The sequence below is a fragment of the Streptomyces sp. NPDC087844 genome (assembly GCF_044742785.1).
Lineage (GTDB): Bacteria > Actinomycetota > Actinomycetes > Streptomycetales > Streptomycetaceae > Streptomyces.
The window spans coordinates 104,327-127,110 of record NZ_JBIUVD010000007.1 but is presented as its reverse complement, the minus strand read 5'-3'; the positions used below and the strand labels follow the sequence as shown (position 1 = coordinate 127,110).

The following is a 22,784-nucleotide window of genomic DNA, read 5'->3' as shown; positions in this document are numbered from 1 at the left end:
TAGAGCCGCTTTCGTAGCGGTGTAACGCTGACGCACCGAAGAGCGATCACCCATCTGGGTGGTCGCTCTTCGGCGTTCGAGGGGGCCGTGCGGCGACTGCCTTGTGCTGTGGGTCGCGACGAGTATGGTGATCTTGGTTCGTGCCTCCAGCCGCCCGTGACGGGCTGCAAGACAGGTTGCAAGTGACGGTGGCAGCACCCGGTTCGGGCATGGGGGGCCTTGACGAACCGCACGCGGCGCGCAATTCTCAGGACGCGTCGTCACAACGATCCGGATCCGAGGCATGGATCGGCGGCGAAGAGGGCAGTATCGATGTGCATCGAGGGCGTGGCTTGCAGCAGGGGTTGAGAACAACGAGGGTCTTCAAAAACCCGCACTGGACATCAGTGGGCCTAGTGGCTACACTGACCCTTTGCGCTGCCTGTTAGCTGCCTCCTGCCCGTCACCAGGGGCATACCCTCGCTTGAGCACTGTGGATGGAACTGACTCTGACCTGGTCGTATTCGACCGGTTCGGGAGATGACCCTCCTGGTGCCCCGCTTGGGACCGGTACGCGCGTAGTGAGTCCGAGCCCTCGGAAGGACCCCCTCTTGGCCGCCTCGCGCACTGCCTCGACCGCGAATACGAACAACGGCGCCAGCACCGCACCGCTGCGCATCTCCTTTGCAAAGATCAAGGAGCCCCTTGAGGTTCCGAACCTTCTTGCGCTGCAGACCGAAAGTTTTGACTGGCTGCTCGGCAACGACGCGTGGAAGGCTCGTGTCGAGGCGGCTCTGGACAGTGGACAGGACGTCCCCAGGAAGTCCGGTCTGGAGGAGATCTTCGAGGAGATCTCCCCGATCGAGGACTTCTCAGGGTCGATGTCCCTGACGTTCCGCGACCACCGCTTCGAGCCTCCCAAGAACTCGATCGACGAGTGCAAGGAGCGCGACTTCACGTTCGCCGCACCGCTCTTCGTCACCGCCGAGTTCACCAACAACGAGACCGGCGAGATCAAGTCCCAGACCGTCTTCATGGGTGATTTCCCGCTCATGACGAACAAGGGCACCTTCGTCATCAACGGCACCGAGCGTGTCGTGGTGTCGCAGCTGGTCCGTTCGCCGGGTGTCTACTTCGACTCCTCCATCGACAAGACGTCCGACAAGGACATCTTCTCCTCCAAGGTCATCCCGTCCCGGGGTGCCTGGCTGGAGATGGAGATCGACAAGCGCGACATGGTCGGTGTCCGCATCGACCGCAAGCGCAAGCAGTCCGTCACCGTCCTGCTCAAGGCTCTCGGTTGGACGACCGAGCAGATCCTGGAGGAGTTCGGCGAGTACGAATCCATGCGCGCCACCCTGGAGAAGGACCACACCCAGGGCCAGGACGACGCACTGCTCGACATCTACCGCAAGCTGCGTCCGGGCGAGCCCCCGACCCGTGAGGCCGCGCAGACGCTGCTTGAGAACCTCTACTTCAACCCGAAGCGCTACGACCTCGCGAAGGTCGGCCGCTACAAGGTGAACAAGAAGCTGGGCAGCGAGGCCCCGCTCGACGCCGGGATCCTGACCGTCGAGGACATCATCTCGTCGATCAAGTACCTGGTGAAGCTGCACGCCGGTGAGACCGAGACCGTCGGCCCCAACGGCGCCTCGATCGTCGTCGAGACCGACGACATCGACCACTTCGGCAACCGCCGTCTGCGCAACGTGGGCGAGCTCATCCAGAACCAGGTCCGTACGGGTCTGGCGCGTATGGAGCGAGTCGTCCGCGAGCGCATGACGACCCAGGACGTCGAGGCGATCACGCCGCAGACCCTGATCAACATCCGGCCGGTCGTCGCCTCCATCAAGGAGTTCTTCGGCACCAGCCAGCTGTCGCAGTTCATGGACCAGAACAACCCGCTGTCGGGTCTCACCCACAAGCGCCGTCTGTCGGCTCTTGGCCCGGGTGGTCTCTCCCGTGAGCGGGCCGGCTTCGAGGTCCGTGACGTGCACCCCTCGCACTACGGCCGCATGTGTCCGATCGAGACCCCCGAAGGCCCGAACATCGGCCTGATCGGCTCGCTCGCCTCCTACGGCCGGGTCAACGCGTTCGGCTTCGTCGAGACGCCGTACCGACGGGTCACCTCCGGTGTCGTCACCGACGAGGTCGACTACCTGACCGCCGACGAGGAGGACCGCTTCGTCATCGCGCAGGCCAACGCCCTGCTCAACGACGATATGCGGTTCTCCGAGACCCGGGTCCTGGTCCGCCGTCGTGGCGGAGAGGTCGACTACGTCCCCGGTGACGACGTCGACTACATGGACGTCTCGCCGCGCCAGATGGTGTCGGTCGCGACCGCCATGATCCCGTTCCTGGAGCACGACGACGCCAACCGTGCCCTCATGGGCGCGAACATGATGCGCCAGGCCGTGCCGCTGATCACCGCCGAGGCTCCCCTCGTCGGTACGGGCATGGAGTATCGCTGCGCCGTCGACGCCGGTGACGTCATCAAGGCCGAGAAGACCGGTGTGGTCCAGGAGGTCTCCGCGGACTACGTCACGGTGGCCAACGACGACGGCACCTACAACACCTATCGGGTGGCCAAGTTCTCCCGCTCCAACCAGGGGACCTCGGTCAACCAGAAGGTCGTCGTGGACGAGGGCGACCGGGTCGTCGAGGACCAGGTCCTCGCCGACGGTCCGGCCACCCAGGAAGGCGAGATGGCGCTGGGCAAGAACCTGCTCGTCGCCTTCATGCCGTGGGAGGGTCACAACTACGAGGACGCGATCATCCTGTCGCAGCGCCTCGTGCAGGACGACGTCCTCTCCTCGATCCACATCGAGGAGCACGAGGTCGACGCCCGTGACACCAAGCTCGGCCCCGAGGAGATCACCCGGGACATCCCGAACGTCTCCGAGGAGGTCCTCGCCGACCTCGACGAGCGCGGCATCATCCGTATCGGTGCCGAGGTCGTCGCCGGTGACATCCTGGTCGGCAAGGTCACGCCCAAGGGTGAGACCGAGCTGACCCCGGAGGAGCGCCTGCTCCGCGCGATCTTCGGTGAGAAGGCGCGCGAGGTGCGCGACACCTCGCTGAAGGTGCCGCACGGCGAGATCGGCAAGGTCATCGGCGTCCGCGTCTTCGACCGTGAAGAGGGCGACGAGCTGCCGCCGGGCGTGAACCAGCTGGTTCGGGTCTACGTGGCGCAGAAGCGCAAGATCACGGACGGCGACAAGCTCGCCGGCCGGCACGGCAACAAGGGCGTCATCTCCAAGATCCTTCCGATCGAGGACATGCCGTTCCTGGAGGACGGCACGGCCGTCGACATCATCCTCAACCCGCTGGGTGTCCCGTCCCGAATGAACCCGGGACAGGTCCTGGAGATCCACCTCGGCTGGCTCGCCAGCCGCGGCTGGGACGTCTCCGGGATCGCCGAGGAGTGGGCGCAGCGACTGCAGAGCATCGGGGCCGACAAGGTCGACCCGGGTACGAACGTCGCCACCCCCGTCTTCGACGGTGCGCGTGAGGACGAGCTCGCGGGTCTGCTGCAGCACACCATCCCGAACCGCGACGGTGACCGCATGGTCCTCCCGACCGGCAAGGCGAGGATGTTCGACGGCCGCTCCGGCGAGCCGTTCCCGGAGCCGGTCTCGGTCGGCTACATGTACATCCTCAAGCTGCACCACCTGGTCGACGACAAGCTGCACGCCCGCTCGACCGGTCCGTACTCGATGATCACCCAGCAGCCGCTGGGTGGTAAGGCCCAGTTCGGTGGCCAGCGATTCGGTGAGATGGAGGTGTGGGCGCTGGAGGCTTATGGCGCCGCTTACGCCCTCCAGGAACTGCTGACCATCAAGTCCGACGACGTGACCGGCCGCGTGAAGGTCTACGAGGCCATCGTCAAGGGCGAGAACATTCCTGAGCCCGGCATTCCCGAGTCCTTCAAGGTGCTCATCAAGGAAATGCAGTCGCTCTGCCTCAACGTGGAGGTGCTGTCCTCGGACGGCATGTCCATCGAGATGCGCGACACGGACGAGGACGTCTTCCGCGCCGCGGAAGAGCTCGGTATCGACCTGTCCCGGCGTGAGCCGAGCAGCGTCGAAGAGGTCTGACGGGTCTGGCCGGGGCTCGCTGAACACGAGCCCCGGCTAACCAACCCCGGACCCCAGTCAGACCAGTGAAGAATCGACCCCCGAAAGAGGGATTGACGACAAGTGCTCGACGTCAACTTCTTCGACGAGCTGCGGATCGGCCTTGCTACCGCTGACGACATTCGTCAGTGGTCCCACGGTGAGGTCAAGAAGCCGGAGACCATCAACTACCGCACCCTCAAGCCCGAAAAGGACGGACTCTTCTGCGAGAAGATCTTCGGTCCGACCCGGGACTGGGAGTGCTACTGCGGTAAGTACAAGCGCGTCCGCTTCAAGGGCATCATCTGCGAGCGCTGCGGCGTCGAGGTCACTCGCGCCAAGGTGCGTCGTGAGCGGATGGGTCACATCGAGCTTGCCGCTCCCGTCACCCACATCTGGTACTTCAAGGGCGTTCCGTCGCGTCTTGGCTACCTGCTCGACCTCGCCCCGAAGGACCTCGAAAAGGTCATCTACTTCGCCGCGTACATGATCACGTACGTGGACGACGAGCGTCGTACGCGTGACCTGCCCTCGCTGGAGGCGCACGTCTCCGTCGAGCGTCAGCAGGTCGAGAACCGTCGCGACTCCGACCTTGAGGCCCGCGCCAAGAAGCTTGAGACCGACCTGGCCGAGCTTGAGGCCGAGGGTGCCAAGGCCGACGTGCGCCGCAAGGTGCGCGAAGGTGCCGAGCGCGAGATGAAGCAGCTGCGCGACCGTGCGCAGCGCGAGATCGACCGTCTCGACGAGGTGTGGACCCGCTTCAAGAACCTCAAGGTCCAGGACCTCGAAGGTGACGAGCTGCTCTACCGCGAGCTGCGGGACCGTTTCGGTACGTACTTCGACGGTTCGATGGGTGCCGCGGCGCTGCAGAAGCGCCTGGAGTCCTTCGACCTCAACGAGGAGGCCGAGCGCCTCCGCGAGATCATCCGTACCGGCAAGGGCCAGAAGAAGACCCGTGCGCTGAAGCGGCTGAAGGTCGTGTCTGCCTTCCTGCAGACCTCCAACAGCCCCAAGGGCATGGTTCTCGACTGCGTCCCGGTCATCCCGCCGGACCTTCGCCCGATGGTGCAGCTGGACGGTGGCCGCTTCGCGACCTCCGACCTGAACGACCTGTACCGCCGTGTGATCAACCGCAACAACCGTCTGAAGCGGCTTCTCGACCTCGGCGCGCCCGAGATCATCGTGAACAACGAGAAGCGCATGCTCCAGGAGGCCGTGGACGCCCTCTTCGACAACGGTCGTCGTGGTCGCCCGGTCACCGGTCCCGGCAACCGCCCGCTGAAGTCCCTGAGCGACATGCTCAAGGGCAAGCAGGGTCGTTTCCGTCAGAACCTGCTCGGCAAGCGCGTGGACTACTCCGCGCGTTCCGTGATCGTCGTCGGTCCGCAGCTCAAGCTGCACCAGTGCGGTCTGCCGAAGGCGATGGCGCTGGAGCTCTTCAAGCCGTTCGTGATGAAGCGCCTGGTGGACCTGAACCACGCGCAGAACATCAAGAGCGCCAAGCGCATGGTGGAGCGCGGCCGCACGGTCGTGTACGACGTCCTCGAAGAGGTCATCGCCGAGCACCCGGTTCTGCTGAACCGTGCTCCCACCCTGCACCGCCTCGGCATCCAGGCCTTCGAGCCCCAGCTGGTCGAGGGCAAGGCCATCCAGATCCACCCGCTCGTCTGCACCGCGTTCAACGCGGACTTCGACGGTGACCAGATGGCCGTGCACCTTCCGCTCTCCGCGGAGGCGCAGGCCGAGGCCCGCATCCTGATGCTGTCCTCGAACAACATCCTCAAGCCCGCCGACGGCCGTCCGGTGACGATGCCGACCCAGGACATGGTCCTCGGTCTGTTCTTCCTCACCACCGACGGCGAGCTGCGGGACGTCAAGGGCGAGGGCCGGTCCTTCGGCTCCACGGCCGAGGCGATCATGGCGTTCGACGCCGGCGAGCTCTCGCTGCAGTCGCGCGTGGACATCCGCTTCCCGGTGGGCACCATCCCGCCGCGCGGCTGGACCCCGCCGGCCCGCGAGGAGGGCGACCCGGAGTGGCAGCAGGGTGACACCTTCCGCCTGAACACCACCCTGGGCCGCGCGCTCTTCAACGAGCTGCTGCCCGAGGACTACCCGTTCGTCGACTACGAGGTCGGCAAGAAGCAGCTCTCCGAGATCGTCAACGACCTCGCCGAGCGGTACCCCAAGGTCATCGTGGCGGCGACGCTCGACAACCTGAAGGCCTCCGGCTTCTTCTGGGCGACCCGTTCCGGCGTCACCGTGGCCATCTCCGACATCGTCGTTCCCGACGCGAAGCGCGCGATCGTCAAGGGCTACGAGGACCAGGACGAGAAGGTCCAGAAGCAGTACGAGCGCGGTCTCATCACCAAGGACGAGCGCACGCAGGAGCTCATCGCGATCTGGACCAAGGCGACCAACGAGGTTGCCGAGGCGATGAACGCGAACTTCCCGAAGACCAACCCGGTCTCGATGATGGTGAACTCCGGTGCTCGCGGAAACATGATGCAGATGCGTCAGATCGCGGGTATGCGTGGTCTGGTGTCGAACGCCAAGAACGAGACGATCCCTCGTCCCATCAAGGCGTCCTTCCGTGAGGGCCTGTCCGTCCTGGAGTACTTCATCTCCACGCACGGTGCCCGTAAGGGTCTGGCGGACACCGCCCTGCGTACCGCCGACTCGGGTTACCTCACCCGTCGTCTGGTGGACGTCTCGCAGGACGTCATCATCCGCGAGGAGGACTGCGGCACCGACCGCGGTCTGCGTCTGGAGATCGCCGAGCTGGGCGCCGACGGCGTCCTGCGCAAGGCGGAGAACGTCGAGACCAGCGTGTACGCACGTGCGCTGGCCGAGGACATCACCGTCGACGGGCGGGTGCTGGCCCCGGCCAACACCGACCTCGGCGACGTCCTCATCGACGAGCTCGTCAAGCACGGCATCAAGGAGGTCAAGACCCGCTCGGTCCTGACCTGCGAGTCCGCCGTCGGTACCTGCGCCATGTGCTACGGCCGTTCGCTGGCCACCGGCAAGCTGGTCGACATCGGTGAGGCGGTCGGCATCATCGCCGCCCAGTCCATCGGTGAGCCCGGCACCCAGCTGACGATGCGTACCTTCCACACCGGTGGTGTGGCCGGTGACGACATCACCCAGGGTCTGCCCCGTGTCGTCGAGCTCTTCGAGGCTCGTACGCCGAAGGGTGTCGCCCCGATCTCCGAGGCCTCCGGCCGCGTGCGGATCGAGGAGACTGAGAAGACCAAGAAGCTGGTCGTCACTCCGGACGACGGCAGCGAAGAGACGGCGTTCCCGATCTCGAAGCGTGCCCGACTCCTGGTCAGCGAGGGCGAGCACGTCGAGGTGGGCCAGAAGCTCACCGTGGGTGCCACCAACCCGCACGACGTGCTGCGCATCCTGGGTCAGCGTGCCGTCCAGGTCCACCTGGTCGGAGAGGTCCAGCGGGTCTACAACTCGCAGGGCGTGTCGATCCACGACAAGCACATCGAGATCATCATCCGGCAGATGCTGCGCCGTGTGACGATCATCGAGTCGGGCGACGCGGAGCTGCTGCCCGGCGAGCTCGTCGAGCGGTCGAAGTTCGAGACCGAGAACCGTCGTGTGGTGCAGGAAGGCGGCCACCCGGCCTCCGGCCGTCCGCAGCTGATGGGTATCACCAAGGCCTCGCTCGCCACCGAGTCGTGGCTGTCGGCGGCGTCCTTCCAGGAGACGACCAGGGTTCTGACGGACGCGGCGATCAACGCCAAGTCCGACTCCCTGATCGGCCTCAAGGAGAACGTCATCATCGGTAAGCTCATCCCGGCCGGTACGGGTCTGTCCCGCTACCGCAACATCCGGGTCGAGCCGACCGAGGAGGCCAAGGCCGCGATGTACTCGGCCGTCGGCTACGACGACATCGACTACTCGCCGTTCGGCACGGGCTCCGGCCAGGCCGTTCCGCTGGAGGACTACGACTACGGTCCGTACAACCAGTAGGCGGGTCGCCTGAACAGGGCGCTTGAGTGCAGAGGGGCGGTCACCTTTCGGGGTGGCCGCCCTTCGGCGTTCCCGGCGGCGTTCCGGGGGCGGCCGGCCGGCCTTCGCCGCGTCGGGGATTTCCTGACATGAGTGCTGCGGGAACCTGTGCCCGTATTGCCGCGTTGAAGCATGATGGAGATCCGTGGAGACCCAGTCGTCGGGGGAGGTGCTCCCGTGTCGTATCCGTCGCCGTGGCAGCCGGGGCAGTCGGGGCAGGGATGGAATCAGCCGCGTGCCTGGCAGGAGCAGCAGGCCGCCGGGCACTCGATGCTCGCGTCCACCGCCGATCGGGAGCGGGCCGTGGACGTGCTCAGAGCCGGGTTCGGCGAGGGGCGGATGCAGCAGCCCGAGTTCGAGAAGCGGGTGGCGCGGGCCTACGCGGCCCGTACGGTGGGCGAGCTGGCCCTTCTGGTCTCCGACCTCCCGCAGGGGCCCGTACCGCTTCCGGCGGCCTCTGGGCCCGTGCCGCGGACGTTCCTGCCCGTCTCCGTGCCGCCCAAGACGAACGAGAAGGCCGTCGGGGCGGCGATCTGCGGGGTGCTCTGTCTGGTGACCGTCGGGCTCACCGGGATTCCCGCGGTGATCCTGGGCCACAGCGCCCGCTCCGAGATGCGGCGCACCGGGGAGGGTGGCGAAGGTCTCGCGCTCACGGGACTGGTCTTCGGCTGGCTGTCCACCGTGGGCTGGGCGCTGCTGGTGACCTTGCTGTTCGTCGCTGTGGTGACGGCCTGACGAAGATCGCGCAAGGGGCTGCGGCCTGGCATGGTCCGCTCAGGGATGCCGGTGCGGTCCATTTGTTTTGACCGCAGCTCATGAGGTAGGTACGCTCAGACCTTGTGCCTGGGGTGTGCCCTGGCTCCCGTGCGTGCCTTCAACCGCACTAGGGGAGTCAACACCGGCCACCGCAATCTGCGCCCCTCCCGCCTCGCGGCGGGAATCCGCAGTGTTCGACACACCCGACCGCGTGGGTCGGCGGTGTTCCAGGTTAGCTTCACCATTCGGCACACAGAAACCGGAGAAGTAGTGCCTACGATCCAGCAGCTGGTCCGGAATGGCCGGCAAGACAAGGTCAAGAAGAACATGACGCCCGCGCTTGAGGGTTCGCCCCAGCGTCGCGGTGTGTGCACGCGTGTGTTCACGACCACCCCGAAGAAGCCGAACTCGGCCCTGCGTAAGGTCGCGCGTGTGCGTCTGACCAGCGGGATCGAGGTCACCGCCTACATTCCGGGCGAGGGACACAACCTGCAGGAGCACTCGATCGTGCTCGTGCGCGGCGGCCGTGTGAAGGACCTGCCCGGTGTTCGCTACAAGATCATCCGGGGTTCGCTCGACACCCAGGGTGTCAAGAACCGCAAGCAGGCCCGCAGCCGCTACGGCGCCAAGAAGGAGAAGTAGAAATGCCTCGTAAGGGCCCCGCCCCGAAGCGCCCGGTCATCATCGACCCGGTCTATGGTTCTCCTCTTGTCACGTCGCTCATCAACAAGGTGCTGATGAACGGAAAGCGCTCCACCGCCGAGCGCATCGTTTACGGCGCCATGGAGGGCCTGCGCGAGAAGACCGGCAACGACCCGGTCATCACGCTCAAGCGCGCTCTGGAGAACATCAAGCCGACCCTTGAGGTCAAGTCCCGCCGAGTCGGCGGTGCGACGTACCAGGTCCCGATCGAGGTCAAGCCCGGTCGTGCCAGCACGCTCGCGCTGCGCTGGCTGGTCGGTTACTCCCGCGCCCGTCGCGAGAAGACCATGACCGAGCGTCTGCTCAACGAGCTTCTCGACGCGTCCAACGGCCTCGGTGCCGCTGTGAAGAAGCGCGAGGACACCCACAAGATGGCCGAGTCCAACAAGGCCTTCGCGCACTACCGCTGGTAGTCGTCACCCACATCGAGACCGAGAGAAGACCGAAGCCTTATGGCTACCACTTCACTTGACCTGGCCAGGGTCCGCAACATCGGGATCATGGCGCATATCGACGCGGGTAAGACGACCACCACCGAGCGGATCCTCTTCTACACCGGCGTCAGCTACAAGATCGGTGAAGTCCACGACGGCGCCGCGACCATGGACTGGATGGAGCAGGAGCAGGAGCGTGGCATCACGATCACCTCTGCTGCGACCACCTGTCACTGGCCGCTCGACGACAACGACTACACCATCAACATCATCGACACCCCGGGGCACGTGGACTTCACGGTCGAGGTGGAGCGTTCGCTCCGCGTCCTCGACGGTGCGGTCACGGTGTTCGACGGTGTCGCGGGTGTCGAGCCGCAGTCCGAGACGGTGTGGCGTCAGGCCGACCGTTACGGCGTGCCGCGCATCTGCTTCGTGAACAAGCTCGACCGGACCGGCGCGGAGTTCCACCGCTGCGTCGACATGATCTCGGACCGCCTTGGTGCGCTGCCGCTGGTCATGCAGCTTCCGATCGGTGCCGAGGCCGACTTCAAGGGCGTCGTCGACCTCGTCACCATGAAGGCGTTCGTGTGGCCCGTCGAGGCCGCCAAGGGCGAGATGTACGACGTCGTCGACATCCCGGCCACGCACGCCGAGGCTGCCGAGGAGTACCGCGGCAAGCTCGTCGAGGCCGTCGCGGAGAACGACGAAGAGATCATGGAGCTGTACCTGGAGGGCGAAGAGCCTTCCGAGGAGCAGCTGTACGCCGCGATCCGTCGCATCACCATCGCGTCCGGCAAGTCCAACGACGTCACGATCACCCCGGTGTTCTGTGGCACCGCGTTCAAGAACAAGGGCGTCCAGCCCCTGCTCGACGCGGTCGTGCGCTACCTGCCGACCCCGCTTGACGTCGAGGCCATCGAGGGCCACGACGTGAAGGACCCCGAGGTCGTCATCAAGCGCAAGCCGTCCGTGGACGAGCCGCTGTCCGCCCTCGCGTTCAAGATCATGAGCGACCCGCACCTGGGCAAGCTCACCTTCGTCCGGGTGTACTCGGGCCGCCTGGTGTCCGGCACTGCCGTGCTGAACTCCGTCAAGGGCAAGAAGGAGCGCATCGGCAAGATCTACCGCATGCACGCGAACAAGCGTGAGGAGATCGAGGCGGTGGGCGCCGGCGACATCGTCGCCGTGATGGGCCTGAAGCAGACCACCACCGGTGAGACGCTCTCCGACGACAAGAACCCGGTCATCCTGGAGTCCATGGACTTCCCGGCGCCGGTCATTCAGGTCGCCATCGAGCCCAAGTCCAAGGGTGACCAGGAGAAGCTGGGTGTAGCCATCCAGCGTCTCGCGGAGGAGGACCCCTCCTTCCAGGTTCACTCGGACGAGGAGACCGGCCAGACCATCATCGGTGGTATGGGCGAGCTGCACCTTGAGGTGCTGGTCGACCGTATGCGCCGTGAGTTCAAGGTCGAGGCCAACGTCGGTAAGCCGCAGGTCGCCTACCGTGAGACGATCCGCAAGGCCGTCGAGCGCGTGGACTACACCCACAAGAAGCAGACCGGTGGTACCGGTCAGTTCGCCAAGGTGCAGATCGCGATCGAGCCCATCACCGAGGCCGACGGCCCGGCGTACGAGTTCGTGAACAAGGTGACCGGTGGCCGTATCCCGCGGGAGTACATCCCGTCGGTGGACGCCGGTGCGCAGGAGGCCATGCAGTTCGGCATCCTCGCCGGGTACGAGATGACGGGTGTCCGCATCACGCTTCTCGACGGTGCCTACCACGAGGTCGACTCCTCCGAGCTCGCCTTCAAGATTGCCGGTTCGCAGGCATTCAAGGAAGGTGCGCGCAGGGCCAGCCCCGTGCTCCTTGAGCCGATGATGGCCGTCGAGGTCACCACGCCCGAGGACTACATGGGTGAGGTCATCGGCGACATCAACTCCCGCCGTGGCCAGATCCAGGCCATGGAGGAGCGTGCCGGTGCCCGCGTCGTGAAGGGCCTCGTGCCCCTCTCGGAGATGTTCGGCTACGTCGGCGACCTCCGCAGCAAGACCTCGGGTCGCGCAAGCTACTCGATGCAGTTCGACTCCTACGCCGAGGTTCCCCGGAACGTCGCCGAGGAGATCATCGCGAAGGCCAAGGGCGAGTAACACACAGCGTTTACACGCTTTAGGCTTGACACCGACCGGCGGGGATCCAAACCGGCAGGCGACGAGAGATCGTCCCGGCCCGGGACGGATCCCGGCGGACGGCATCCCAGCAAAGATCACCTGGCGCCGATGAGTAAGGCGTACCAGAACCACTCCGCAGGAGGATTCAGTGGCGAAGGCAAAGTTCGAGCGGACTAAGCCGCACGTCAACATCGGCACCATCGGTCACATCGACCACGGTAAGACGACCCTCACGGCCGCCATTACCAAGGTGCTGCACGACGCGTACCCGGACCTGAACGAGGCCTCGGCCTTCGACCAGATCGACAAGGCTCCCGAAGAGCGCCAGCGCGGTATCACGATCTCGATCGCGCACGTCGAGTACCAGACGGAGACGCGTCACTACGCGCACGTCGACTGCCCCGGTCACGCGGACTACATCAAGAACATGATCACGGGTGCGGCGCAGATGGACGGCGCCATCCTCGTCGTCGCCGCCACGGACGGCCCGATGCCGCAGACCAAGGAGCACGTGCTCCTGGCCCGCCAGGTCGGCGTTCCGTACATCGTCGTCGCGCTGAACAAGGCCGACATGGTGGACGACGAGGAGATCCTGGAGCTCGTCGAGCTTGAGGTCCGTGAGCTCCTCTCCGAGTACGAGTTCCCGGGCGACGACCTTCCGGTCGTCAAGGTCTCGGCGCTCAAGGCTCTTGAGGGCGACGCCGAGTGGGGCAAGTCCGTCCTCGACCTGATGAAGGCCGTCGACGAGTCCATCCCGCAGCCCGAGCGTGACGTCGAGAAGCCGTTCCTCATGCCCATCGAGGACGTCTTCACGATCACCGGTCGCGGTACGGTCGTCACCGGCCGTATCGAGCGTGGTGTCCTCAAGGTCAACGAGACCGTCGACATCGTCGGCATCAAGACCGAGAAGACCACCACCACGGTCACCGGCATCGAGATGTTCCGCAAGCTGCTCGACGAGGGCCAGGCCGGTGAGAACGTCGGTCTGCTCCTCCGTGGCATCAAGCGCGAGGACGTCGAGCGCGGCCAGGTCATCATCAAGCCGGGTTCGGTCACGCCGCACACCGAGTTCCAGGCCCAGTCGTACATCCTGTCCAAGGACGAGGGTGGCCGTCACACGCCGTTCTTCAACAACTACCGTCCTCAGTTCTACTTCCGTACGACTGACGTGACCGGTGTTGTGACCCTCCCCGAGGGCACGGAGATGGTCATGCCGGGCGACAACACTGAGATGACCGTCACGCTCATCCAGCCCGTCGCCATGGAGGAGGGCCTCAAGTTCGCCATCCGTGAGGGTGGCCGGACCGTGGGCGCCGGCCAGGTCACCAAGATCAACAAGTAGTCTCGGCTGCTTGCTGGGCTTGAACGCCTGGTAGCTCCACAGCGGTACTGCTCCGCGAAGAGCTCCTGAAGGGCCCGTACGACTTCGGTCGTACGGGCCCTTTGCTGTGCGGTCTCAGGGGTGTGTGGTTCCAGGGCTGTGTGGTCCCAGGTGTGGTCCCAGGCTGCCGTGCGTTCTGTCATGCGATGCGCGTCGAAATGATTCGTCACGAAAGTGTTCGGCGGTGACGACCCGTTCCCCTCAGGGGTCACTCCCGTCACCGTTTGTCATGTCGCCGAGCACATGCGGGATGACTGGACGACACGTTCGAGGGGTGTGGCATGTCCGGAGGAGTCAGCCGTAGAACCGTTCTGGGCGCGGGGGCCGCGCTGCCCGCGTTGTCCGGACTGTCCGGCATGTCGGGGGTCGCGTGGGCGCAGGGCGCGTCACGGACCTCGTCGGACCGGGACGCGTACATCTCCTTCTCGCCGGAGCCGGGGGCCTTTCGGCTCGTGGGTGCCCCGGTCGTGGTCAGCGCGGAGGATCACCCCGGAGTCGTACGGGTGGCCGGTGACCTGCGGGACGACATCGAGCGGGTCACGGGGGTGCGGCCGGGGGACTCGGTCGCGCGCGAGGTGGTCCTGGTGGGGACGATCGGGCGCAGCCCGCTGATCGACGGGCTCGTCGCGGCCGGGAAGCTCGACGTCGGCGGGATCCGGGGCAGGTGGGAGACCTCGCTGCAGACCGTGGTCGAACGGCCGATGCCCGGGGTGGAGCGGGCGTTCGTGATCGCCGGCAGCGACCAGCGCGGCACGATCTTCGGGGCGTACGACGTCTCGTACGGGATCGGGGTCTCGCCCTGGTACTGGTGGGGCGACGTGCGGCCGGTGCGGCGGAGCGAGGTGTATGTGCGGCGGGGGCGCTTCGGTCAGGGCACGCCGGCGGTGAAGTACCGGGGTGTCTTCATCAACGACGAGAATCCGGCGCTGGGGACCTGGGCGCCCGGGTACTTCGGGCCGGGGAAGGCTCCCGGTCACCCCGGCGGCTTCACCGCGGACTTCTACGCCAAGGTCTTCGAGGTGCTGCTGCGGCTGAGGGCGAACTGTCTGTGGCCGGCGGTGTGGGGGCGGGCGTTCGCGGAGGACGACCCGGAGAACCACGCGCGGGCGAAGGCGTACGGGATTGTCATGGGCACGTCTCATGAGGCGCCGATGATGCGGGGCATCGAGGAGTGGAACCGGCATGCCGTGCCGGCGGTGCGCGACAGCGCGGGGAACATCGTGACGCCGGGGCGGGACCCGTACGGCGGCACCGGCGAGTGGTCGTTCCGGCGGAACGCGGACGCGGTCAAGGCGTACTGGCGCGACGGCATCGAGCGGATGGTCGACCAGGACTTCGAGGGGGTCGTCACCCTCGGCATGCGGGGCAACGGGGACACCAGTCTGCCGGACGGCGACGGCATGGAGCTGATGCGGGAGATCATCGCGACGCAGCGGTCGATCATCGAGGACGTCACCGGCCGCTCTGCCGCCGAGACCCCGCAGGTCTGGACGCTCTACAAGGAGGTCCAGCGTTACTGGGACCGCGGGCTGCGGGCGCCGGACGACGTGACCGTCGTACTGACGGACGACAACTGGGGCAACATCCGCAAGCATCCGGATCCGGCGGAGGGGGTGCGGGACGGTGGGTACGGGCTCTACTACCACTTCGACTACGTGGGCGTCGGCCGCAACTACAAGTGGGTGGACACCGCTTCGCTGCCGAACCTGTGGGACCAGCTCCACCAGGCGATCGCGTACGGGAACCGGGAGCTGTGGGTCACGAACGCCGGTGACCTGAAGGGCAACGAGCTGCCGACGGAGTTCTTCCTCGACTACGCGTGGGACCCGGGGCGGTGGCCGCTGGAGAGGCTGGGGGAGTGGGAGCGGCGGTATGCGCGGCAGAACTTCGGTGGCGCGCGGTCGGGAGACACCGCGGAGGCGATCGCTGAGGTGCTGGCGGCGTACGGGCGCCTCCAGTCGCGGCGCAAGCCGGAGCTGCTGAACCGCAGGATCACGCTGGTGGACGGGCGGGTCGTGTACGACGACCAGCAGACGCCGTTCCACTTCGGCCACCGTGAACTGGAGCGGGTCACGGAGGAGTGGCGGCGGCTGGGCGAGGAGGCGGCGCGGATCGGGCGACGGCTGCCGGCCGCGGACCAGGACGCGTGGTTCGAGCTGGTCGGGTACGAGGTGGCGGCGACGGCCAACCTGTACGGGCTGCGGGCGGCGGAGTTCACGAACCTGCTGTACGCCGGGCAGGGGCGGGCCGCGACGAACGGCCTCGCGGCCGAGGCGGAGGCGGGTCTTGCCCGGGACCTCGCACTCGCCGAACGCTTCAACTCGCGGGTGGCGGGCGGCAAATGGCGCGGCTTCCAGACCCAGCCGCACATCGGGTACGGGGATGTGGAGCGCTACGGCCCGAACGCGCCCTGGCAGCAGCCCGAGCGGGACAACGTGGCGCTGCCGGACGAGATCTTCCCGGCGGTGCAGCGGATCGAGGTGCCGACGGGGGCGGAGTTGGGGGTGGCGGTGGACGGGGCGGAGGGGTGGTGGCCGGGTGCGGGGCCGGGGACGGGTGCGGGTTCGGGGGCGGCTTCGGCTGTGCTGCCGGTGTTCAGTCCGTACCAGACGCGGCCCGACCAGTACATCGAGGTGTTCAACCGGGGGCGTAAGGCCTTCGACTACCGGATCACGCCGTCCGTGCCGTGGCTCGTGGCCGACCGGCCGCGGGGGCGGGTCCGGGAGCAGGTACGGGTCGTGCTGACGGTGGACTGGGCGAAGGCTCCGCGGGGGCGGACGGAGGCGTCGGTGACCGTGGAGGGGGCGGGGGAGGTGGTGGAGGTCGGGGTGATCGCGGAGCACCCGTCGGTACGTGCGTCGCGCGGGCTGCGGGGATTCGTCGAGGCGGGCGGTTACGTCGCCGTCGACGCCGAGCACTTCGCGCGCTCGGTGGGGACGTGGCGGCGCATCGACGGGATCGGGCGTACGGGCGCGGGCGTGACGCCGTGGCCGGTGACGGCTCCCGGCTGGACCCCGGGGGGTTCGTCACCGCGGCTGGAGTACGAGGTGAGTCTGCTGTCGGGGTCGGGGTCGGGGTCCGCGTCCGCGGCTGTGGGGCCGGTCACGGTGTGGGCGTATCTGTCGCCGCGGAATCCGGCGCTGTCGACGGGCGCCGGGCTGCGGTACGGGGTCTCGTTCGACGATGACGCGCCGCAGATCGTCGACATCCACGCGGTGACCGGGGCCGATGACGGGCTGATGAACGTGGAGTGGGCCCGCAACACATCGGACAACGTCAACCGCACGTCCACGCGCCACACGATCGGGGCCGCGGGGGTGCACCGGCTGAAGTTCTGGGCGGTCGACCCGACGGTGGTGGTGCAGCGGCTGGTGATCGACACGGGTGGGTTGACGCCTACGTATCTGGGGCCGCGGGAGAGCCGGCGCGTGCTCTGAGCGCGCTCGCCTGAACTCGCCTTGTTCTGAGCCGGTCTGCCGGTCTGCCGACCTGCCGACCTGCCGACCAGCCGACCTGCCGACCAGCCGGCCTGCCCTGGGCCCGGAGCCTTCGGTCAGCCCTGGTGGCCGTGTTCCTTGATCGACTGCTCGATCGTGTAGGCGGACGCGGTGAACGCCTCGATCTGCTCCGCTGTCAGCTCTCGGACGGAGATCTCTTCCAGCGTCCGCCACACCTCGGTGATGGGGGCGCGCAGGGCGCGGCCGGCGTCGGTCAGCCGGACGACCAGGACGCGCCGGTCATGGGCGGACGGCTCCCGGATGAGGAGTCCGGCCTCCTGCATGCGGCGCAGCGACTTGGAGACGGTCGAGTGATCGAGGCCGACGCCCTCCAGAAGCTCGGACTGCGTCTGCTCGTCGCGGTCGAAGAGCTGCATCAGCAGCAGTTCCTGCCCGGGATGCAGGTTCAAGGCGCGGAGCATGGCGGCGGCGTGGCCGCGGTGGGTGCGGGCGAGCTGGAAGATGGCGTAGCTGAGGCGTGCGTCGCGCGCCGCGCTCGGGGGGGCGGGGGCGGGGTCGGTCATTGCTGCTCCTCGGGCGGCAGGGGGCGGCGGTCCGGAGCGTATCCGGTCGGGAGGGCTGGCGTTGGCTCGTAGGGTGCGGGTCCGCCGTGGCTCGGGTTGCGCAGTTCCCCGCGCCCCTAGGGGGGTGGGGGTTGGGGCCGGCTTGTGTGTAGCGGTGATGCACGCGTAAGCCTGCGGTGAGCTTGCGGGCTTGCGGGCTTGCGGGCTTGAAGGCAGGACGCGGCCGTGGGCAGGTGCGGCTTCTATGCCGTGCTGCGCAGCGCCAAGCCGTCCACGATGAGGGAAAGTCCAGCCTCGAACGCCGCTTCGGGATCAATTCTGGGCGTGTCGGCCGGTAGGTCCAGGCTGTGGCCGGGGCCGGGGCCCGCCTGTTCTTCCAGGACGCTGCCGACTGTGAAGCGGCTGGCGGCCAGCATCCCCATCTGTGCGTCCCGCTCGGGTACGCCGGAGGCGAGGAGGAAGTCCATCTTGCAGCGGATCCGGTCAAGGTCGCTGGTGGGAGTGGTGCCGGCGTGGAGACGTGCGCCATCGCGGCGCATCAGCAGGGTGCGCCTGAAGCCGCGGGTGTTCTCCATGAACCAGGCGCGCCAGTCGTCCGCAGGCATCGGAAGCGGTGCGGTCGCATGGGGCTCCATCGCCACCTGCGCCATGGCGGCGAGGAGGTCCTTCTTGGTCCGGAAATACCAGTACAGCGATGGCTGCTCGACGCCCAGCCGCTTGGCGAGCTGCCGCGTGCTGACGGCGTCCAGACCCACCTCGTCGAGCAGGTTGAGCGCCTCGGCCACCACGGTCTCAAGGTTCATCTTCGTCACGTTGACAATCTATCGCTGATAGATGACTCTGGAAAGGAATCATTCACCGATAGATTTTGGATGGTGGGCATGACGCAGGGTTCGGGAACGCGCCCCTTGCGGGTCCTCATCGCCGGCGGCGGAGTCGCCGGGCAGGCGCTGGCCTTCTGGCTGACGCGGGGTGGCCACCGCGTGACCGTCGTCGAGCGCTTCCCCGCGCTGCGGGCCACCGGCGCCCAGGTCGATCTCCGAGGCCAGGGCATCGAAGCCGTCCGGCGCATGGGACTCCTCGAAATCGTCCGGGACAAGCTCGTGGACGAGGAGGGCGTGGCCTTCGTCAACGGCCGCGGCAAGGTAAGAGCGACGATCATGGCCAACACCTCCGGGCAGGGCCGTCAGACGCTGACGTCCGAGTACGAGATCATGCGCGGAGACCTGGTGCGCATCCTCAACGATGCGACCAAGCACGACACCAGCTATGTCTTCGGCAAGAGCGTCGACAGCTTCGAGCAGGACGACCACAACGTTGTCGCGCGCTTCTCCGATGGGACGTCCGGAGAGTTCGACCTCCTGGTCGGCGCGGATGGGCAGGGCTCACGCATCCGTCGGGCGATTCTCCCGGAGGGCTTCGACCCGTACTGGCGGGTCGGCATCCACATGGCGTACTGGTTCGTCCCGCGCATCGGGTCCGACAGCAATATCCGCGACACCTACATGGTTCCGGGAGGCCGTCAGATCATGCGCCGCAGCCACAGTCCGGCCGAGACCCAGGTCTACTTCGTGATACGAGAGGAATCCGAGGAAGCCTCGGCGGTCCACGGGGAACCCGTCGAGCGTCAGCAGGAGTTCTGGGCGAGTCGGTTCCGCGGTGCCGGATGGCAGACCGAGCGCTTCATCGAGGGCATGAGGACCAGTCCCTTCTTCTACTCCCAGGAGATCGCCCAGGTCCGCACCGACACCTGGTCCAAGGGCCGCGTCGTCCTGGCCGGGGACGCCGCGCACTGCGCCTCCCCTTACAGCGGCATGGGAATCTCCGGCGGCCTGGTCGGCGCCTACGTTCTGGCCAACGAGATCAACCAGCGCCCGGACAATCTGCCGACCGCACTGGCGAACTACGACACCGTGCTGCGGCCCTTCGTCAACGAGATCCAGGCCGAGGTGAATCCGCGTCTCCTGCGCCTGGGCATGCCAATCACCCAACGCGCTATCGACGCCTTCCAGACGGCCACCGCACTGGCCTGCTTCCTGCACATCCCCGACCTCGTCGCGCGCTGTTCGAAGGAGGACCGCGGCGGCGACTGGCAGCTCCCCCAGAGCCCGTGACGGCTGAGTGCTGCGTACAGCTCGTGCGCGGGTCGTCCTCGCGGCTGCCCTGACGGGGGTGGGTTGCCGGTCAGGACCCCGGGCGTGGAGCAGGTCCCGCGTGAGAGGCGGTCGCCCGGGAGGCGTAGTCGCCCGGGAGGGGCAGTGGACCGGGAGGGGGAGTGGACCGGAAAGGTCAGTGGACCGGGAAGGTCGGTCGATGGGAGGGGTCAGTCGAGGGGAAGGTCAGTCGACGGTGAGGACGAGCTTTCCGCGGCCGTGACCGCCGTCGCTGACCTGCTGCGCCGTGGCCGCGTCGGCGAGCGGGTAGGTAGCGCCGACCGTGATCACCAGCTTGCCGTCGGCGGCCTGGCGGGCGATTTCGGACAGCCGGGTGGCCGAGCGGCGCTGCGGGCCCTCGGCGAAGACGATGCCGAGTTCGCGGGCCCGGAAGTCGGCGGTGGTGACGATCCGGTCGGTGCCGCCGCGCAGGGTGATGGAGTCCTCCAGCGCACCCTTGCCCGCGGCGTCGAGGACAGCGTCCACGCCGTGCGGGGCGAGCGCGAAGACCCGCTCGATCAGGCCGTCCCCGTAGACCAGCGCGGTGGCGCCGAGTGAGGTGACGTACTCCTGGTTGGCCGGGCCCGCGGTGCCGGTGACGTGGGCGCCGCGGGCGACGGCGAGCTGGACGGCGACGGTGCCGAGGGCGCCGGAGGCACCATGGATCAGCAGCGTTTCGCCGGCCTTGACGTCGAGCAGGTCCAGGACCCGGTCGGCGGCGTCGCTCGCCACGGGCAGCGCCGCCGCGTGTGTCCAGTCCAGGCCGGCCGGCTTGAGGGCGAGGACGGCCGCGTCGGCCAGCGCGTACTGGGCGTAGGCGCCGGTGTCGGACCAGCCCAGCACCTCGTCGCCCACCCCGAACCGGTCGACGCCTTCGCCGAGGGCGTCGACGGTCCCGGCGATCTCACCACCGGGGACGGCGGGCAGGGTGGTGGGGAAGATGGCCTCCATGATCCCGGAGCGGATCTTTCCGTCCACCGGATTGACGCCCACGGCACGGACCCGTACGCGGATCTGGCCGGGCCCGGGCCGGGGCACCTCGATCTCGGCCTCGTGCAGGACCTCGGTGCCGCCGAACGCGTCGAAAACGATGGCCTTCATGACTGCTGTCTCCCTAGGTGAGCCGATGTGATGATCGCTGACCGAGTTTACGTGGCCAGCCACATAAAAAGTAGCACTGATTATGTGGCTAGCCAAGTAGTTGGCGGTGGAGCTCTCTGCGGAGCCGGGGGGATTCGGTGTCGCCGTCAGTCCTTGGCGGGGTAGCGCGGCAGGTCGGCGGTGGAGATGGTCCACTCGGCGATGGTGACGTCCTCCCCGTAGAGGAAGTCCTTGCGGGTCGCGTAGCGGGGGCCGTGGGGGGTGGGGTGGATGTCGGAGAGGACGGCGCCTGTGCCCGTACGGGGGTCGAAGATCGCGTAGATGGGGATGCCGAGTAGTGGGTAATCACGCGCCTTGCCGGCCCAGTCGTTCTCGGGATTGGAACGGGAGACCACTTCGATGGCGGCGATGAGCGTTCGGGAGTCGATGGAGCCCTCGATGTTGAGGTCGTCCCACGCGATCAGCATCACATCCGGGTGGCGCATGATGCCCTCCGGCTCGTCCTCCACATCTGGCGTGCCGGTGTGAGCCAGTAGCTCGTCCGGCATGACCTTCTCCAGGCGGCGGCTGACGAGCGCTGCCGTCACCTCGTGGGGCCCTCCCGGCGACATCATGTCGTGAACGATCCCTTCCTTGGTGATTTCGAATTTCCCGGGGAGCGTGTCGTCCATCGACTCAAGGAAATCGCGCATTGCCTGGTAGCGGTGGTGAGCGCCGGGCCGTGTGTCGTCTGAGGCGATGGTCATGGCGCTCGCTCCTCGTGTGGTGTGCCCGGGGGTAGGGATCGTCCCCTTCATGCTAGGCGGCCTCCTGAGGATTGGATCGGCAGTCACGGCAGCGGTGTCCTGGTTCGGGGGAGCGGAAGGCGCGGTCGCAGCCGTCGCAGTTCCGCAGGGGGGAGGGATGTTCGGGTGGTGTGGTCCTGGCTGTCGCGAGGGTGGGGAGCGGCGGTGGGAGCAGTTCCGCGAGGCGGTGGGCCAGCAGGCCGGCCGGGTGGAGGAGGGGCCCCTCGGGGAGGCCGGCCGTCAGGCTCCGGCGTACGGCTTCGGCGGCGGCGCCGCGATCCAGCCAGGCGGTGACCGCGGGGGCGAGGTGGTGGACGACTCGCTCGGGGAGGAGCAGGCGGGGGTCGTCGCGGTGCAGGCTCGCGAGGAGGGTGGTGGCTGTGTGGTGGGCGGCTGTGGCTCTGGCTCTGGCTGTGGCCGGGGCCGGGGCCGGGGGAGTGGCGGGCGGTGTGGCCGGGGCCGGGGGAGTTTCGACGGTCGGGTGTACGGGGGCCGGGGCCACGGCAGGAGTAGGCGCGGGCGCAGGCCTCGGCGGCGGGGTGGGGCGGGGCTTCTGGACCGTGACCGCGGTGGCTCCCGGCTGGTTGTACGACACCGTTCGTGTGACGAGGTGCCCGCTCGGCAGGCGGTGGCGGGTGCGGGCCAGATATCCGTGGGTCTCCAGCTCCCGCAGGGCCGACGCGATTCTCGTCTCGCCCTCGGGGAAGCGGTCCGCGAGCGTCCTGATGTCCACGCGGGCACCCGTGGGCAGCGACTGGATGTGGACGCCGAGCCCGATCGCGAGCCCCGACAACTGCGGGTGCTGGGCGAGGTGGTTGCCGATCACCGTGAAGCGGGCGGTGTGGCGGACTGTGACGTGTGTGATGCCTCGCGAATGCGGCTGCGCAAGCTGATGCGGAATCCGGGGTTGGGCGCACGGGGGCGCGCTAGGGTGCTGCGTATCCATCGGGAAGGTTCTTTCTTCCTTGGTGGTCAGGCCCTCGATCGGGAGGTCAGTCCCGGCCGGGGGCCGTCGCATGTTCTGGAGTGTTGCGTTCGGGGTTGTTCGGGTTGTCGCGGGGCGAGCATATGCCCGGCAACTGGGCCTAAATGAAGATGATTTATGCTTTGTCACCCTTACGGGCGACGTGGGCTCGCGGCGCTGACGCGAGGCTGCGGGAGGGCT

14 protein-coding genes are annotated in these 22,784 nt (G+C 67.4%); 9 read left to right on the top strand and 5 right to left on the bottom strand.

From position 1 onward, the window contains the following. Nucleotides 1-590: 590 nt before the first annotated feature. From rpoB to ACIOKD_RS16385, 8 genes are all read left to right on the top strand, one after another. Nucleotides 591-4,076 carry a DNA-directed RNA polymerase subunit beta gene (rpoB, locus tag ACIOKD_RS16420; RefSeq protein WP_402083801.1) on the top strand — a complete coding sequence of 1,162 codons (3,486 nt, stop codon included), beginning with the start codon at nucleotides 591-593 and terminating at the stop codon, nucleotides 4,074-4,076. Between the two features lie 102 nt (nucleotides 4,077-4,178). Beyond that, on the top strand, nucleotides 4,179-8,078 hold the full coding sequence (locus ACIOKD_RS16415) for a DNA-directed RNA polymerase subunit beta' (RefSeq protein ID WP_402083798.1): 3,900 nt from the start codon (nucleotides 4,179-4,181) through the stop codon (nucleotides 8,076-8,078). Between the two features lie 216 nt (nucleotides 8,079-8,294). After that, nucleotides 8,295-8,852 carry a DUF1707 and DUF4190 domain-containing protein gene (locus tag ACIOKD_RS16410; RefSeq protein WP_402083796.1) on the top strand — a complete coding sequence of 186 codons (558 nt, stop codon included), beginning with the start codon at nucleotides 8,295-8,297 and terminating at the stop codon, nucleotides 8,850-8,852. A gap of 291 nt (nucleotides 8,853-9,143) precedes the next feature. After that, on the top strand, nucleotides 9,144-9,515 hold the full coding sequence (rpsL, locus tag ACIOKD_RS16405) for a 30S ribosomal protein S12 (protein WP_050372972.1): 372 nt from the start codon (nucleotides 9,144-9,146) through the stop codon (nucleotides 9,513-9,515). 2 nt (nucleotides 9,516-9,517) lie between these two features. Beyond that, nucleotides 9,518-9,988, top strand: a complete 471-nt coding sequence (gene rpsG, locus ACIOKD_RS16400) for a 30S ribosomal protein S7 (protein WP_055517367.1) — start codon at nucleotides 9,518-9,520, stop codon at nucleotides 9,986-9,988. A gap of 39 nt (nucleotides 9,989-10,027) precedes the next feature. Beyond that, entirely contained in the window at nucleotides 10,028-12,157 is a 2,130-nt protein-coding gene (fusA, locus tag ACIOKD_RS16395; RefSeq protein ID WP_402083792.1) for an elongation factor G, read from the top strand. Nucleotides 12,158-12,326: 169 nt separating this feature from the next. Further along, nucleotides 12,327-13,520, top strand: a complete 1,194-nt coding sequence (gene tuf / locus ACIOKD_RS16390; RefSeq protein ID WP_402083789.1) for an elongation factor Tu — start codon at nucleotides 12,327-12,329, stop codon at nucleotides 13,518-13,520. Between the two features lie 320 nt (nucleotides 13,521-13,840). Continuing rightward, nucleotides 13,841-16,996 (top strand): glycosyl hydrolase 115 family protein, encoded by a 3,156-nt coding sequence (locus ACIOKD_RS16385; RefSeq protein WP_402083787.1) that lies wholly within the window; start codon nucleotides 13,841-13,843, stop codon nucleotides 16,994-16,996. A gap of 116 nt (nucleotides 16,997-17,112) precedes the next feature. Here ACIOKD_RS16385 and ACIOKD_RS16380 read toward each other — a convergent pair whose 3' ends face one another. Further along, nucleotides 17,113-17,580, bottom strand: coding sequence for a MarR family winged helix-turn-helix transcriptional regulator (locus ACIOKD_RS16380; RefSeq protein WP_402083784.1), 468 nt, complete (start codon nucleotides 17,578-17,580; stop codon nucleotides 17,113-17,115). Between the two features lie 242 nt (nucleotides 17,581-17,822). Beyond that, nucleotides 17,823-18,383 (bottom strand): TetR/AcrR family transcriptional regulator C-terminal domain-containing protein, encoded by a 561-nt coding sequence (locus tag ACIOKD_RS16375; protein ID WP_402084333.1) that lies wholly within the window; start codon nucleotides 18,381-18,383, stop codon nucleotides 17,823-17,825. A 78-nt stretch (nucleotides 18,384-18,461) separates the two neighbouring features. Between ACIOKD_RS16375 and ACIOKD_RS16370 the strand changes: the two genes are divergently transcribed. After that, on the top strand, nucleotides 18,462-19,694 hold the full coding sequence (locus ACIOKD_RS16370; protein WP_402083781.1) for an FAD-dependent monooxygenase: 1,233 nt from the start codon (nucleotides 18,462-18,464) through the stop codon (nucleotides 19,692-19,694). A 225-nt stretch (nucleotides 19,695-19,919) separates the two neighbouring features. Here ACIOKD_RS16370 and ACIOKD_RS16365 read toward each other — a convergent pair whose 3' ends face one another. From ACIOKD_RS16365 to ACIOKD_RS16355, 3 genes are all read right to left on the bottom strand, one after another. Beyond that, a complete protein-coding gene (locus tag ACIOKD_RS16365; protein ID WP_402083779.1) occupies nucleotides 19,920-20,834 on the bottom strand; it encodes an NADP-dependent oxidoreductase in 915 nt (304 codons plus the stop codon). A gap of 146 nt (nucleotides 20,835-20,980) precedes the next feature. Further along, entirely contained in the window at nucleotides 20,981-21,580 is a 600-nt protein-coding gene (locus ACIOKD_RS16360) for a Uma2 family endonuclease (RefSeq protein WP_402083776.1), read from the bottom strand. A 52-nt stretch (nucleotides 21,581-21,632) separates the two neighbouring features. Continuing rightward, complete coding sequence (locus ACIOKD_RS16355) at nucleotides 21,633-22,565, bottom strand: helix-turn-helix domain-containing protein (protein WP_402083775.1); 933 nt, start codon at nucleotides 22,563-22,565, stop codon at nucleotides 21,633-21,635. Nucleotides 22,566-22,784 lie beyond the last annotated feature (219 nt).

What these genes read in the sequence shown, in the direction of transcription:
- rpsG (WP_055517367.1), top strand. Translation starts at nt 9,518, where the DNA reads ATGCCTCGTAAGGGCCCCGCCCCGAAGCGCCCGGTCATCATCGACCCG.
- fusA (WP_402083792.1), top strand. Translation starts at nt 10,028, where the DNA reads ATGGCTACCACTTCACTTGACCTGGCCAGGGTCCGCAACATCGGGATC.
- ACIOKD_RS16385 (WP_402083787.1), top strand. Translation starts at nt 13,841, where the DNA reads ATGTCCGGAGGAGTCAGCCGTAGAACCGTTCTGGGCGCGGGGGCCGCG.
- ACIOKD_RS16380 (WP_402083784.1), bottom strand. Translation starts at nt 17,580, where the DNA reads ATGACCGACCCCGCCCCCGCCCCCCCGAGCGCGGCGCGCGACGCACGC.
- ACIOKD_RS16375 (WP_402084333.1), bottom strand. Translation starts at nt 18,383, where the DNA reads ATGAACCTTGAGACCGTGGTGGCCGAGGCGCTCAACCTGCTCGACGAG.
- ACIOKD_RS16370 (WP_402083781.1), top strand. Translation starts at nt 18,462, where the DNA reads ATGACGCAGGGTTCGGGAACGCGCCCCTTGCGGGTCCTCATCGCCGGC.
- ACIOKD_RS16365 (WP_402083779.1), bottom strand. Translation starts at nt 20,834, where the DNA reads ATGAAGGCCATCGTTTTCGACGCGTTCGGCGGCACCGAGGTCCTGCAC.
- ACIOKD_RS16360 (WP_402083776.1), bottom strand. Translation starts at nt 21,580, where the DNA reads ATGACCATCGCCTCAGACGACACACGGCCCGGCGCTCACCACCGCTAC.
- ACIOKD_RS16355 (WP_402083775.1), bottom strand. Translation starts at nt 22,565, where the DNA reads ATGGATACGCAGCACCCTAGCGCGCCCCCGTGCGCCCAACCCCGGATT.